This window comes from Acidovorax sp. LjRoot204 (assembly GCF_056175785.1).
This window is the reverse complement of the sequence record NZ_JBGFFF010000132.1, coordinates 1-12485: the sequence shown is the minus strand read 5'-3', so window position 1 is coordinate 12485 and position 12485 is coordinate 1. Positions and strand designations below refer to the sequence as shown.

Here is a 12485-nt window from a genome sequence, read left to right as displayed (position 1 = left end):
GGGTCGCCAAGTTTGTAGCACTTGGCTTGTGTTGATAAATACAAGCGAAAAGCTGCCTGCCAGGAGTGGTAGTTCAGTTGGTTAGAATACCGGCCTGTCACGCCGGGGGTCGCGGGTTCGAGTCCCGTCCACTCCGCCAGTCATAAGCCTTTGCAGCTCTTTTGGGTGCACTGGTTTTTCTTTGGCATAAGCCAAAGAAGTTTGGGGGTATAGCTCAGCTGGGAGAGCGCTTGCATGGCATGCAAGAGGTCATCGGTTCGATCCCGTTTACCTCCACCAAATTTGTTAGTGGTATTTCGGTTAGTTCCAAGGTTTTGACCCYATCGTCTAGAGGCCTAGGACATCACCCTTTCACGGTGAGTACCGGGGTTCGAATCCCCGTRGGGTCGCCAAGTTTGTAGCACTTGGCTTGTGTTGATAAATACAAGCGAAAAGCTGCCTGCCAGGAGTGGTAGTTCAGTTGGTTAGAATACCGGCCTGTCACGCCGGGGGTCGCGGGTTCGAGTCCCGTCCACTCCGCCAGATATCAACCGCTGCAGTCGCAAGGCTGCAGCGGTTTTTTTATGCCTTGTTCTAATGCGCCCTGCGCTGGCAGGCTGTGCAAGCAGCGTGAGGCGGGGACCGCTACTGGGATTCGACCTGTTACAAGTGGTGGGGCCTGTGCAAGAATCGTCGGTACCCGGCCACGCCGCCATACCGCTCAGGCGGTCCTCACAGATCCATCCAGCGCCCATGAACCTTATTCGGCTGCAGATCCACCCACAGCACCTGGCCAGCTTCAAAGCCGTGGCGCCGGTGCTTTCCCTGTTAACCGGTGGGGTGATCGCAGCGTGGGTCTATTTTTCGGTGGCCAGCCCACAGCGGGTGGGGCATTACCTCACGTTGCACCAAGTGCTGGAGACGCTGTCCATTGCAGTGTCTGCCCTGGTGTTTGCGGTGGGGTGGAAGGCGCACAGTCTCAATCCGCAGCGCAACGTGCTCATCCTGGCCTGCGGCTTCCTGGGCGTGGCGGTCCTGGATTTTTCGCACATGCTGTCATTCGCCGGCATGCCCGACTACATCACGTCCAACTCGGTAGCCAAAGGCATCAATTTCTGGTTGCCCGCCAGATACCTGGGGGCGCTGACGCTCCTGGCTGCGGTGACGCTGCACTGGCGCGTGCCTGGCGATGCGGCCGCACCCGGCCCTGGCAGATTTGTGGTGCTGACGCTGGTATTGACGGCAGTGGCCGCCATTCATGCTGTTGTGTTCTGGTTTCCTCAGTGGTACCCGCAGACCTACGACGCCCACGGGCTCACGCGGTTCAAGATCGCCTCCGAGTATGGCGTGGTGGCCTTGTATGCAGCATCGCTGGGCGTGCTGCTGCACTGGGCGCGGGAGCGTGCCGCCTTTGATGTGGCCAGACTCTTCGCGGCAGTGTGGGTGATGGCCCTGAGCGAGTTCTTTTTCACGTTCTACATCATCGCTACCGATCCATTCAATCTGCTGGGCCACATATACAAGGTGGTGGGGTACTACTACCTCTACCGGGCCATCTTTGTGGGCACCATCGAGGCGCCGTATCGGGTGCTCAAGCAGTCCGACAAAGCCATGCGCGCTGTGCTGGATGCAGTGCCCGACCTGATGTTCGAAGTGACCCGCGATGGCCACTACGTGCAGATCCATACGCGCCAGCCCGAGCTGTTGCTGATGCCTGCCAGCGAGGTGGTGGGCCGCTCTATCCACGACATCTTGCCCCCAGCGGCCGCAGCGGTAGCGCAGGCTGCAATCAATACGGCGGCTGACCAGGGCCTGGCCCGTGACTTCCAGTACGCGCTGGACTTGCCTGATGGCAAGCACTGGTTTGAGCTGTCTGTGGCGCGCAAGGTGATGGACGATGAAGCGGACGATCACTTTGTGGTGCTGTCGCGTGACATCACGCAGCGCGTTCAGACGCTCGATACTTTGCGCAAGCTGCGCCATGCCGTGGAGCAGGCGCCCAATTCCATCTTCATTGCGGGCGCTGATGGCAACATCGAATACGTGAACCCTGCGTTCACCGCTACGACGGGCTACAGCCCCGAGGAGGTGATAGGCCGCAACCCGCGCCTGCTCAGCGCAGGGGCCACGCCAGCCAGCGTGTATGCCGACCTATGGGCGCATTTGACGTCAGGCCGTCCGTGGCGCGGCGAGTTCGTGAACCGGCGCAAGGGCGGAGGCGAATACAACGAGTCCGCCATCATCTCGCCACTGCACGACGAGCAGGGCCGCATCACCCACTACCTAGCTGTACAGGAAGACGTGACGGAACGTCGGCGTGACGAGGAGCGCATCCGCAAGCTGATCAACTTTGATGCACTGACAGGCTTGCCCAATCGCACGATGTTCGCCTCCCGTTTCAGCCAGGCCCTTGCACTGACCCAACGCAGCGGCCATCAGCTTGCCTTGTTGTATCTGGACCTGGACCACTTCAAGAACGTGAACGACTCGCTGGGTCACCAGGTGGGTGATGGGTTGCTGATCGAGATTGCGCACCGCTTGCAGTCGGTGGTGCGCGAGGAGGACACGGTGTCCCGACAGGGCGGGGACGAGTTTGTCATCGTGCTGCCGCTCACCGATGCCCAGCAGGCAGCCCACGTGGCCGACGAGCTACAGGCACAGGTGCGCCGCATCTGCAAGCTGGAGCACCACGAGCTGGTGGTCACGTCATCGATCGGTATTGCGATGTACCCCGAAGATGGTGGCGACTTTGAAACCCTGGCGCAGCGCGCCGACGCAGCCATGTTCCGCGCCAAAGAGTCGGGGCGCGACACCTACCGCTTCTTCTCGGCAGACATGCAGGCACGCTCGCTCAGGGTGTTGCACATCGAGAACGCTCTGCGCAGCGCCCTGGTGCAGGGCCAGCTGACGCTGCACTACCAGCCGCAAATCCGGCTGAAGGACCGTCAACTGGTGGGGGTGGAGGCCCTGCTGCGCTGGACCCACCCCGAGCTGGGCGCCGTCAGCCCGGCCGAGTTCATACCGGTCGCCGAGAGCAGCGGCCAGATTCTGGGCATCGGTGAATGGGTGCTGCGCACTGCGCTGGCCCAGGCCCGGCAATGGCGAGATGCTGGCCACACCGAGCTGGTGGTGGCGGTGAACCTGTCGATGGTGCAGTTTCGCCATCCGGGTCTGGTGGACATGGTGGGCCGGGCGCTGGCCGACAGTGGGGTGCCGTCGCAAATGCTGGAGCTGGAGCTGACCGAGAGCATCGCAATGGATGCGCCAGAGCAGGTGATTGCCATCGTGCGGCAGCTTTGTGACCTGGGTGTGCAGCTGTCCATTGACGACTTTGGGACCGGGTACTCGTCGTTCAGCTATATCCAGCGCCTGAAGGTACACAAGCTCAAGATCGACCAGTCGTTTGTGCGTCATTTGGGCGACGACCCCAGCGCGCCCCACATCGTGCGGGCCATCATTGGTCTGGCGCAAAGCCTGGGCCTGGAAACCATTGCCGAGGGCGTGGAGACGGCTGCGCAGCGTGACGTGCTTTGGGGACTGGGCTGCGACACCGGGCAGGGCTACCACTTCAGCCGTCCCGTGCCAGCTGCCGACTTGGAGGGGCTTCTCACCCAAGGCCACGCAGTCTTGGGTTGAGGAGGCGGGAGACCGAGGTAAGCCACCGCCACAACGAAACCGCCGCGTTGTGAGCGCGGCGGTCGGGTGGGCATCAGCAAAGTGTTTGGCTCTCAGGAGTCCTGCGGCCTTTCCGGGCCCCTTGTGGACGACTTTTTGTGCCAAACAGGCACCATGCGCTAGAGGAATATGCCTGAGGTGCTATTGAAAGAGTAGCATTCAGACATGCCTCTTTAACTCAATCCCCAGCTCAGCGTGGTGCCAGGCGAATGGCACCGTCCAGACGGATCACCTCGCCATTGAGCATGTCGTTTTCGAGGATGTGGCGCACCAGCTTGGCGTAGTCCTGCGGGGTGCCCAGCCGGCTGGGGAAGGGCACGCCCGCGGCCAGCGCGTCCTGCACYTCYTGCGGCATGCCRAACAGCATGGGGGTGCCGAAGATGCCGGGCGCAATGGTCATGTTGCGGATGCCGTTGCGTGCCAGGTCACGGGCAATTGGCAGGGTCATGCCCACCACGCCGCCCTTGGAGGCTGCATAGGCGGCCTGGCCGATCTGGCCGTCATAGGCAGCCACGCWWGCCGTGGAGATCAGCACGCCACGCTCGCCSGTGGATTCGGGYTCGTTCYTGCTCATGGCCTCAGCGGCTAGGCGGATCATGTTGAAGCTGCCGATCAGGTTGACCGTGATGGTCTTGCTGAACAGGGCCAGCGCATGCGCGCCGTTCTTGCCCACGGTCTTYTCGGCSGGSGCGATGCCSGCGCAGTTSACCAGGCCCACCAGCTTGCCCAGCGACACGGCCTTGGCCACCACGGCCTGGCCATCGGCCTCGTTGCTCACATCGCACTTCACGAACGCGCCGCCGATTTCCTTGGCCACAGCCTCGCCTTTTTCTGCCTGCATGTCGGCAATGACCACGGTGCCGCCCTGGGCGGCCAGCATGCGTGCCGTGCCTTCGCCCAGGCCTGATGCGCCGCCGGTGACGATGAATACCTTGCCTTGGATGTCCATGGTTGTCTCCAGTAAGTGACGTTAACGTAAACGTCAATTATGGCGCATCTCCCTGCCGTGCTGAACGCGAAAAAAAGCCCGGGCCAGGCCGGGCTTGAGGTGGCTGAGGGCAGGGCGGGTTACTGGAAGCCCACGCGGTCCAGCATCTGCTGCACCTTGGTGGTGTTGGCACCCACCGCGCTGATCGGGATGGTCTCGCTCTTGAAAGGCTTGCCGCCGGTCATGGCCTTGAGGGCCGGGTTGTCCAGTGCCACGCCCTTGGCAGCAGGCCACTCGTTGTTGCCGTTTGCAAAATAGTTCTGTGCCTCGGGGCTGGCCAGATATTCGAGGAATTTGATGGCGTTTGCCTGGTTCTTGGAGTGCTTGGCCACCGCGCCGCCGGCGATGTTCAGGTGCGTGCCCCAGGATTCCTGGTTGGGGAACACCACGCCCACCTTGTTGACCACAGCCACGTCTTCGGGCTTGTTGGAGCGCATCATGCGCGCCAGGTAGTAGGTGTTGGTCACTGCGATGTCGCACTCACCCGCAGCCACGGCCTTGATCTGGTCGGTGTCGCCGCCCTTGGGTGGGCGGGCCAGGTTGGCCACCATGCCCTTGAGCCAGGCTTCGGCCTTCTGCTCGCCCATGTGTTCCGTCACAGCGCCGAACAGGCTCAGGTTGTAGGGGTGCGAGCCAGAGCGGATGCACAGCTTGCCCTTGTTCTTGGGGTCACCCAGTTCTTCGTAGGTGTCCACATCGGCCTTCTGCATCTTGACCTTGTTGTAGACGATGACGCGCGCGCGGGTGGACAGGCCAAACCACGAGATGCCGCCGTCCGCTGCCGGCTGGCTGCGCAGATTAGCGGGGATGGCATCGTTCAGTACTTTGGACTGGATGGGCTGAAACAGGCCATCGACCTCGCCCTTGTACAGGCGGGCTGCGTCCACCAGCAGGRTCACGTCGGCGGGCGAGGCGGTGCCTTCGGCCTTCAGCCGGGCCAGGATGCCGGCATCGTCCGCGTCCACGCGGTTGATCTTGATGCCCGTGGCCTTGGTAAAGCCGGTGTACAGCGCTTCGTCGGTGGAGTAGTGGCGGGCCGAGTAGAGGTTGACCACTTGTTCCTGGGCGTGCACGGCGCCTGCAGCGGCGGCCAGGGCACAAGCGCTCAGYAAGGCTTTCACAGTCTTCGACATGGGTTGCGTCTTTCGGGGTTTAAACTGCGTCAATGATAAAGCAAACGCGAATTATTCTTGATCAATGTCTTGCGCAAAGCCCGGATTTCGGGTCCGGGTTTGAGGTGGCGCAAGGGCCGCATGCCGTGGATGCCGGACCACCGTAAAAAAGATCGGTTCGCCGCGCGGGCCCGTTCTCACGCTTGCGGCCTGTGGGTGGTCAGGCCAAAAAAAAGCCCGGTCGTAAAACCGGGCTTTAAAAGGATCCTTGAAACGGGGGTTTCGAGAGGATCCAAGGAGACAACTGAGGCGCTGTAGACAAGGTCAGCAGCGCACGGGTTGAATTATCAGGGTATTCCCTGAACACGGCCTAGAGGTTGCACTCCAGACCGCAGGTAGGGCGATTAACGCTTGCGGGGAGCGGCCGTCTTGGCAGCGTTGGCAGCGGTGTTGGCCACGGCGTTGAAGTTGGCTTCAGCCACATCAGACGCTTGCTTCACAGCCTTTTGTACCGACTCAAACGCGTTGTTGGCGGCAGACACGGCGCTCTTCATCACGGCCACAGCGGTTTCGGAACCGGCGGGGGCGTTCTTGGCGGCGCTGTCCACCAGGTTGGTGAAAGCCTTCTGTGCGTCGGTGGCCTGGGCTTCGAAAGCCTTGCCGAACTCRGCGCCCGTGCCCKRKGCGATGTCRTASAGGTGRCGGCTGTARGCRGCGGTCTTTTCRGCCAGGGGCTGGAACAGGCYMGCTTGCAGSGYCAGCAGTTCTTGTGCGTCTTTCACACCCAGCACGGCTTGCGTGTGGTTGGCGGCTTCGGACAGTGCAGCGCGCGAAGCGGTCACGTTCAGTTCGACSAGCTTYTCSACGCCTTCGAARGCCTTGGTGGTCARGCCRAACAGGGTTTCGATGTTGGCCTTGTGGGATGCCAGGATTTGTTCTGCGGTCAGCGACATGTCATATCTCCTAAAAATGAGGGCCCATGGGGCCGGGTGGTTCACAGACATCTGCGCTGACCTTGACCTGTTGGGTCATGTTGCAGTGCAGCATGGGTTGAATTTTAGGGACTTGCAGCGCTATTGCAAGGGCTTTTTGTTGCACTGCAGCAAATTAGACACGATCACCCAGAAATCCCCGGCTTGCCACAATTGCGTCATGCACGCCTACTACGCCGACCACTTCGTGTTGCCTTTGCCGGATGGTCACCGCTTCCCCATGGCCAAGTACCGCATGCTGCGCGACCGGATCGCCCAGCACCTGCCTGACGTGCTGTTGAAAGAAGCCCTGCCAGCATCGGATGAGGCACTGGTGCGCGTGCACAGCCCGCAGTACATCGACGCCATCGCCCAGGGCACGCTGGCGCCCGCAGCGCAGCGGGAGATCGGGTTTTCCTGGAGTCCTGCCATGGCAGAGCGCGCTCGCCGCTCGGTGGGCGCTACTCTGGCGGCCACCCGCGCCGCCTGGCGCGAGGGTGTGGCCGGCAACCTGGCTGGCGGCACCCACCACTCATATGCCGACAAGGGCAGTGGCTTTTGTGTGTTCAACGATGTGGCGGTGGCTGCCCGGCAGGCACAGGCCGATCACCTGAACGATGGATCGGGCTGGCCGCTGCAGGTGGCGGTCATCGACCTGGATGTGCACCAGGGCAATGGCACGGCCCATATCTTTCAGGGCGACGACAGCGTGTTCACCCTGTCGCTGCATGGTGCACGCAACTTTCCTTTTCGCAAGGAGCCGAGTGACCTGGACGTGGAACTGCCAGACGGATGCGCTGACGACGACTACCTGCACGCCCTGGACCAGGCCCTGGAGGCGCTGGACCATCGCTGCAAACCGGATCTGGTGTTCTATCTGGCGGGGGCGGACCCCCATGTGGGCGACCGACTGGGGCGTCTCGCCGTCACCCACGACGGGCTGGAGGCACGCGACCGGCGGGTGTTTGACTGGGCCTGGCAGCGGCGCATTCCCACGGTGTTCGTGATGGCGGGCGGCTATGGTAACGACCTGGAAGACACGCTGCAGGCGCAGCTCACCACTTGGCGCGTGGCCTGGCAGTACCACCAGCGCTGGCAGAATGTGCGGCCATGACCTCTGCCGCCAGCTCCTCTCCTGTCGCTTCTTCCGCGTCGGTCCGCCCGGCTCCGCAGCCGCGCAGCGCCTACCGCGTGTTCCGCCCCATCACCACACGCTGGGCCGACAACGATGTGTATGGCCATGTGAACAACGTCGTGTACTACAGCTGGTTTGACACGGCGGTGAACGCCCACCTGATCGACCAGGGCGTGCTGGACATCCATGCGGGCCAGACCATCGGCCTGGTCATCGAGACCCAATGCAATTACTTCGCGCCGCTGGCGTTCCCGCAGACGGTGGAGGCGGGCATCCGCGTCGCACGGCTGGGCGGCTCCAGTGTGCGTTACGAGGTGGGCCTGTTTGCGCAGGGCGAGCCGCTGACGGCGGCGGCGGGGCACTTCATCCATGTGTACGTGGACCGCGAAACCCGTCGCCCGGTGGCGGTGCCAGATGCATTGCGCAATGTGCTGCAGGCGCTGGTCATGCCTGGCTAATGGGTCGTTGATGGGCGGCTGATCGGCGGCCGCATGCCGTTGCCACTGATTTGATAGCACCAAGCGCTGGCGCAATTTGCACTTGGGCCCTGAACAGCCTGAATTTCCGGCAGCGGCTGAACGCTGGCTGACGCCGCCCGCAGTGCCGCGCACCGGGCGCCGTGATGGCCTACACTTTGCGGCTTTATCGTCCGGTCTGCGGCCGGAGCATCGCGTGCCCAGCGTGCGCGGTTTCTGAGGCGTGCCCTGTCCATGATCATCACCAGCCTGCTCGACACCGACCTSTACAAGTTCACCATGATGCAGGTGGTGCTGCATCAGTTTCCCGGGGCGCAGGTTGAGTACAAGTTCAAGTGCCGCAACCCCGGCGTGCAGCTGGCGCCGTTTGCCAACGAGATCCGCGACGAAATCCGTTCGTTGTGCAGCCTGCAGTTTCAGGATGCCGAGCTGGCCTACCTGCGATCGCTGCGATTCATCAAGAGCGACTTCGTGGACTTTCTGGGCCTGTTCAAGCTCAACGAAAAGTACATCACCGTGGTGCCCCAGCACAACGGCGAAATCGACATCACCATCCGCGGGCCCTGGCTGCACACGATCCTGTTCGAGATCCCGGTGTTGGCCATCATCAACGAGGTGTACTTTCGCAACACGCAGAAGGTGCCCGACTTTCCGGAAGGCCGCCGCCGTCTCGACGCCAAGATTGCGCTGCTGCAGGGCGAGGGCCTGTCCGACCTCAAGATTGCCGACTACGGCACGCGCCGCCGCTTCAGCCGCGCCTGGCACGAGGAAGTGCTGCGCGTGCTGGTGGCACGCCTCGGTACCGGGGACCGCCGCCCAGGTGCGCCCGCCGGCCCCGGGCAGTTCGCAGGCACCAGCAACGTGCTGTACGCGATGAAGCTGGGCGTGACCCCCCTGGGCACCATGGCGCACGAATATCTGCAGGCCTGCCAGGCGCTGGGCCCGCGGCTGCGCGATAGCCAGGTGTTTGGCTTCGAGATGTGGGCCAAGGAATACCGGGGTGACCTGGGCATTGCGCTGTCGGACGTGTACGGCATGAGCGCCTTCCTGCGCGACTTCGACCTGTACTTCTGCAAGCTGTTCGATGGCGCCCGCCATGACAGCGGCGACCCGTTTGCCTGGGGTGAACGCTTGCTGGACCACTACCGCAAGAACCGCGTGGACCCGCTGACCAAGACGCTGATCTTCAGCGATGCGCTCACCATCCCGCGCACCATCGAGCTGTACCAGCAGTTCCGGGGTCGCTGCCAGCTCGCGTTTGGTATCGGCACCAACCTGACCAATGACCTCGGCAGCCCGCCTGCCCATGAGCCCTTGCMGGTCGTCATCAAGATGACGCGCTGCAATGACCAGCCTGTGGCCAAGCTGTCGGACACGCCGGGTAAGGGCATGTGTGATGACGAGAAGTACCTGGCCTACCTGCGCCAGGTGTTTGATATCCCTTCGCCGGTGTGACCGTGCCCCGCAGGTGCCATGGCCCTGCGTCCCCTGATTTTTAGCAATGAGACGGAGACAAGAACCATGAAATTTTCGCGCGGGCTGGCAGTGGCCGGCCTACTGGCGGCGTTGCCGGGTCTGGCACTGGCGGCCGATATTGACGGCAGTGCGCTGTCGGTGCTGTGGGGCGTGCCCTTTGCCGGCATTCTGCTGTCGATTGCCTTGATGCCGCTATTGGCGCCCATCTTCTGGCACCACCACTTTGGTAAGGTCGCAGCCGGTTGGGCGCTGGCTTTTCTGGTGCCGTTTGCGCTGGTGTTTGGCCCGGGCGCGGCGGGCGCGAGTTTTGTGCATGCGCTGGTGGCCGAATACATTCCGTTCGTCATCCTGCTCACCGCGCTGTTTACCGTGGCGGGGGGCATCTACATCCGGGGCAACCTGCATGGCAGCCCGGCGCTCAATACCGCAATCCTCGCTATTGGCGCGGTGCTCGCCAGCGTCATGGGCACCACGGGAGCGTCGATGCTGCTCATCCGCCCGTTGATCCGCGCCAAYGACAACCGCAWGMRCAMGGCGCAYGTGGTGGTGTTYTTCATCTTCATCGTGTCCAACGCCGGGGGCTCGCTCACACCCTTGGGTGATCCACCGCTGTTCCTGGGCTTCCTGAAGGGGGTGGACTTCTTCTGGACGGTGAGCCACATCTTCCCCGAGACCCTCTTTTTGGTGGGCTCGCTGCTGGCCATCTTCTTCGTGATGGATTCCTGGTACTACCACCGGCGCGAAGAGGTGCTCAGGGYCGACCCCACGCCCGACACCAAAGCCATCGGTTTTGACGGTAAGGCCAACTTTGCGCTGCTGGGCGTGGTGGTGGCGCTGGTGCTGCTCAGCGGCCTGTGGAAGTCGCAGGTGGCGTTCACCATCGCCGGGGCCGAGGTGGGGCTGCCCGGCATCGTGCGGGACGTGGGCCTGATCATCGTTGCGCTGGTGTCCCTGCGTATCACGCCCAAGCAGGTGCATGAAGACAACCAGTTCAGCTGGGGCCCCATGCAGGAAGTGGCCAAGCTGTTTGCGGGCATCTTCCTCACCATCATTCCGGTCATTGCCATGCTCAAAGCGGGCGTCAATGGCCCGTTTGGTGCCGTGGTGTCTGCCGTCACGCGGCCAGACGGCACACCCGACCCGGCCATGTACTTCTGGGCGTCCGGGCTGCTCAGCTCGTTCCTSGACAACGCGCCGACCTACCTSGTSTTCTTCAACACCGCMGGSGGCGACCCGGCCGTGCTGATGACCACCCTGGCCCCCACGCTGGCCGCCATCTCGGCGGGCTCGGTGTTCATGGGCGCCAACAGCTACATCGGCAATGCGCCCAACATGATGGTCAAGGCCATTGCCGAAGACCGGGGCGTGAAGATGCCCAGCTTCTTCGGCTACATGCTGTGGTCGGGGGGCATTCTGGTGCCGCTCTTTATCGTCATGACTTTCATCTGGTTTAGATAGTGAACATCCCCCTGAGCGGCTGCGCCGCTTCCCCCTTCTCTCGCACCGCTGCGCGCTGCGGGAAGGGGGACGCCGCCCTCGCTGCAGGGCGGCCTTTGCTCGGCGGCCACTGGCTTGGACCACGCCAGTTTCATAGGCCGACGTGCGTTGCGAATAGTTTGGAGATTGAAGACTTATGAGCAAACCCCGCATCCTGGTCGCCCGCGCGATCTTTCCTGACATCGTGGAACGCCTGCGCGAGCACTTTGACGTGGAGGCCAACCCTGACGACGTGATCTGGACCCCGCAAGAGCTGGCTGCGCGCCTGGCCGACAAGGACGGGGTGCTGACCACCGGCAGCCAGCGCATCGATGCCGCACTGCTGGCCGCTGCGCCGCGCCTCAAGATCTGCGCCAACATGGCGGTGGGCTACAACAACTTTGACGTGGACGCCATGACGGCGGCTGGCGTGCTGGGCACCAACACGCCTGACGTGCTCACCGAGACCACCGCCGACTTCGGCTTTGCATTGCTGATGGCCACGGCCCGCCGCATGACCGAGAGCGAGCATTACCTGCGCGCCGGAAAGTGGACCAAGTGGAGCTATGACATGTTCGCGGGCAGCGACATCCACGGCAGCACGCTGGGCATCATCGGCATGGGCCGCATCGGACAGGGCATTGCCAAGCGCGGCGCGCACGGCTTTGGCATGAAGGTGGTCTATCACAACCGCTCGCGCCTGTCGCCCGCGCTGGAGGCCGAATGCAAGGCCACCTACGTAGGCAAGCATGAGTTGCTGCGCACCGCAGACCATGTGGTGCTGGTGGTGCCCTACACGCCCGCGTCGCACCACACCATCGGCGCGGCCGAGCTGGCGTTGATGAAGCCCACGGCGACGCTCGTCAACATTGCGCGTGGCGGCATCGTGGATGATGCCGCGCTGGCTGTGGCCCTGCGCGAGCGTCGCATTGCGGCGGCGGGGCTGGATGTGTTTGAGGGTGAACCCAGCGTGCACCCCGACCTGCTGACCGTGCCCAACGTGGTGCTCACGCCGCACATTGCCAGCGCCACGGTGCCGACCCGGCGCGCCATGGCCAACTTGGCGGCGGATAACCTGATTGCCTTCTTTGACGGGCGGGGGCCGCTCACGCCGGTGAATCAGCCCGCCACCCTGCGTTGATGCGGGATTTTGGGTCCAATCGACCGGATGCGCTAGTCAATCATGCGCTGATAGCT

Annotated in this window: 9 protein-coding genes and 4 tRNA genes; 10 read left to right on the top strand and 3 right to left on the bottom strand. The window is 63.0% G+C overall.

The annotated features are described in order from the left end of the window. The first annotated feature begins 62 nt into the window (after positions 1 to 62). The 5 genes from AC04MI_RS19165 to AC04MI_RS19145 all read left to right on the top strand — a co-directional run bounded on the left by AC04MI_RS19165 (position 63) and on the right by AC04MI_RS19145 (position 3615). Positions 63 to 139 (top strand) — tRNA-Asp (locus AC04MI_RS19165). A 64-nt stretch (positions 140 to 203) separates the two neighbouring features. Next, a tRNA-Ala gene (locus AC04MI_RS19160) sits at positions 204 to 279 on the top strand. Positions 280 to 316: 37 nt separating this feature from the next. After that, positions 317 to 392: transfer RNA gene (locus AC04MI_RS19155), tRNA-Glu, on the top strand. Between the two features lie 53 nt (positions 393 to 445). Then, a tRNA-Asp gene (locus tag AC04MI_RS19150) sits at positions 446 to 522 on the top strand. A 210-nt stretch (positions 523 to 732) separates the two neighbouring features. Further along, on the top strand, positions 733 to 3615 hold the full coding sequence (locus AC04MI_RS19145; RefSeq protein WP_436077128.1) for a bifunctional diguanylate cyclase/phosphodiesterase: 2883 nt from the start codon (positions 733 to 735) through the stop codon (positions 3613 to 3615). Between the two features lie 229 nt (positions 3616 to 3844). Here the strand turns inward: AC04MI_RS19145 and AC04MI_RS19140 are convergent, their stop codons facing one another. The 3 genes from AC04MI_RS19140 to AC04MI_RS19130 form a co-directional block, all read right to left on the bottom strand. Beyond that, the gene (locus AC04MI_RS19140; RefSeq protein WP_476498441.1) at positions 3845 to 4603 is read right to left on the bottom strand and encodes a 3-hydroxyacyl-CoA dehydrogenase; all 759 of its coding nucleotides are present in this window, start codon (positions 4601 to 4603) and stop codon (positions 3845 to 3847) included. Positions 4604 to 4722: 119 nt separating this feature from the next. Further along, positions 4723 to 5775: an extracellular solute-binding protein gene (locus AC04MI_RS19135; protein ID WP_476498440.1), complete on the bottom strand. Its 1053-nt coding sequence runs from the start codon at positions 5773 to 5775 to the stop codon at positions 4723 to 4725. A 383-nt stretch (positions 5776 to 6158) separates the two neighbouring features. After that, positions 6159 to 6707: a phasin family protein gene (locus AC04MI_RS19130; protein ID WP_476498439.1), complete on the bottom strand. Its 549-nt coding sequence runs from the start codon at positions 6705 to 6707 to the stop codon at positions 6159 to 6161. Positions 6708 to 6906: 199 nt separating this feature from the next. Between AC04MI_RS19130 and AC04MI_RS19125 the strand changes: the two genes are divergently transcribed. The 5 genes from AC04MI_RS19125 to AC04MI_RS19105 all read left to right on the top strand — a co-directional run bounded on the left by AC04MI_RS19125 (position 6907) and on the right by AC04MI_RS19105 (position 12429). Beyond that, positions 6907 to 7839: a histone deacetylase family protein gene (locus AC04MI_RS19125; protein ID WP_436077129.1), complete on the top strand. Its 933-nt coding sequence runs from the start codon at positions 6907 to 6909 to the stop codon at positions 7837 to 7839. Continuing rightward, complete coding sequence (locus tag AC04MI_RS19120; protein ID WP_099730488.1) at positions 7836 to 8318, top strand: acyl-CoA thioesterase; 483 nt, start codon at positions 7836 to 7838, stop codon at positions 8316 to 8318. The genes AC04MI_RS19125 and AC04MI_RS19120 overlap by 4 nt, the downstream gene beginning before the upstream one ends. Positions 8319 to 8570: 252 nt before the next feature. Then, complete coding sequence (pncB, locus tag AC04MI_RS19115) at positions 8571 to 9791, top strand: nicotinate phosphoribosyltransferase (protein ID WP_476498438.1); 1221 nt, start codon at positions 8571 to 8573, stop codon at positions 9789 to 9791. 66 nt (positions 9792 to 9857) lie between these two features. Then, the gene (locus tag AC04MI_RS19110) at positions 9858 to 11270 is read left to right on the top strand and encodes a sodium:proton antiporter (RefSeq protein ID WP_476498437.1); all 1413 of its coding nucleotides are present in this window, start codon (positions 9858 to 9860) and stop codon (positions 11268 to 11270) included. Between the two features lie 175 nt (positions 11271 to 11445). Next, on the top strand, positions 11446 to 12429 hold the full coding sequence (locus AC04MI_RS19105; protein ID WP_436077130.1) for a 2-hydroxyacid dehydrogenase: 984 nt from the start codon (positions 11446 to 11448) through the stop codon (positions 12427 to 12429). The last annotated feature ends 56 nt before the right edge of the window (positions 12430 to 12485 follow it).